Origin of the sequence: Streptomyces sp. FH025 (assembly GCF_017427025.1) — a bacterium.
In the GTDB taxonomy this organism is placed as follows: domain Bacteria; phylum Actinomycetota; class Actinomycetes; order Streptomycetales; family Streptomycetaceae; genus Kitasatospora.
Genome location: NZ_JAFLNG010001094.1, coordinates 1 through 1,644, shown reverse-complemented (window position 1 = coordinate 1,644; position 1,644 = coordinate 1). Strand labels below are relative to the sequence as shown.

At 73.7% G+C, this 1,644-nt stretch carries 1 protein-coding gene; it reads left to right on the top strand.

The annotated features are described in order from the left end of the window. Positions 1-19: 19 nt before the first annotated feature. A partial coding sequence (locus J0670_RS37590; RefSeq protein WP_243438078.1) for an amidohydrolase occupies positions 20-1,644 on the top strand: 1,625 nt, incomplete at its 3' end.

Genomic DNA, 1,644 nt, shown 5'->3' with positions numbered 1-1,644 from the left:
GGCCGTCGAGGTGCCTGCAATGCCGGTCGGCGGGCTGGTCCCCCGCGCCGCCGAGGACGCGAAGGACGCCGCCGACGTCGTCGTGCGCAACGCGAAGATCCACACCGGGGACGCCCGCCGCCCCCGGGCCGGTGCCCTCGCCATCCGCGACGGCCTGATCACGGCCGTCGGGGACGACGCGGACATCGCCCCGCTCGTCGGACCGTCCACCACCGTGGTGGACGCCCTCGGCCGACGCGTCGTGCCCGGCCTCAACGACGCGCACCTGCACGTGATCCGGGGCGGCCTCAACTACGTCCTGGAGCTGCGCTGGGACGGCGTCACCTCGCTGCGCCAGGCCCTGGCGATGCTGCGCGAGCAGGCCGCCCGCATCCCCAAGGGGCAGTGGGTACGGGTCGTCGGCGGCTGGTCGGCCGAGCAGTTCGCCGAGCGGCGGCTCCCAACGCCCGCAGAGCTGAACGAGGCGGCGCCCGACACCCCGGTGTTCGTCCTCCACCTCTACCAGTCGGCGATCCTCAACCGCGCCGCCCTCAGGGCCGTCGGCTACACCGCGGCCACCCCGGACCCGAAGGGCGGCCAGATCGTCCGGGGCCGCGGCGGCGAGCCCAACGGCATGCTCCTGGCCGCCCCCAGCGCGCTGATCCTCTACTCCACGCTCGCCAAGGCCCCGGCCCTGGAGGGCGAGGACCGCAAGACCTCCACCCGGCACTTCCTGCGCGAGCTGAACCGCTTCGGGCTGACCTCCGCCATCGACGCCGCCGGCGGGTTCCAGAACTTCCCCGAGAACTACGCGACCGTCACCGAACTCGCCCGCGAGGGCCTGCTCTCCCTGCGGATCGCCTACCATCTGTTCCCGCAGACCCCGGGTCAGGAGCTCGACGACCTCGCCCGCTGGATCGAGGCGGTGCGCCCCGGGGACGGCGACGAGTGGCTGCGGCTGAACGGCGCCGGCGAGAACCTCACCTGGGCCGCCGCCGACTTCGAGAACTTCGCCGAGCCGCGCCCCGAACTGGGCGCCTACGAAGGCGAGTTCGAGAAGGCCGTCCGGCTGCTGATGGAGCACGGCTGGGGCTTCCGGCTGCACGCGACCTACGACGAGACGATCCGGCGCGACCTCGCGGTGTTCGAGAAGCTCGCCGCCGAGGGCCTGTTCCCCGCCGGGAACCGGTGGCTCTTCGACCACGCCGAGACCGTCTCCCCGGACAGCCTGGACCGGATCGCGGCGCTCGGCGGCGCACTCTCGGTGCAGAACCGCCTCTCCTTCCAGGGCGAGGTGTTCACCCGCCGCTACGGCATCGGCGCCGCCGCCGACGCCCCGCCGATCCGCGCGATGCTGGACCGCGGGCTGACGGTGGCCGCCGGCACCGACGCCACCCGGGTGTCCTCCTACAACCCGTGGGTCGCCCTGCACTGGCTGGTCTCCGGCCGCACCGTCGGCGGGACCGCGCTGCGGCCGCCGCAGAACCGGGTGGACCGGGAGACCGCGCTCGCGATGTACACCACGGCGGGCGCCGCCCTCACCGGCGAACAGGACGTCAAGGGCGTGCTGCGGTCCGGCTGTTACGGCGACCTGGCGGTGCTGTCCGAGGACTACTTCACGGTGCCCGAGCCGGAGATCCCGTCCATCGAGTCCCTGCTGACCGT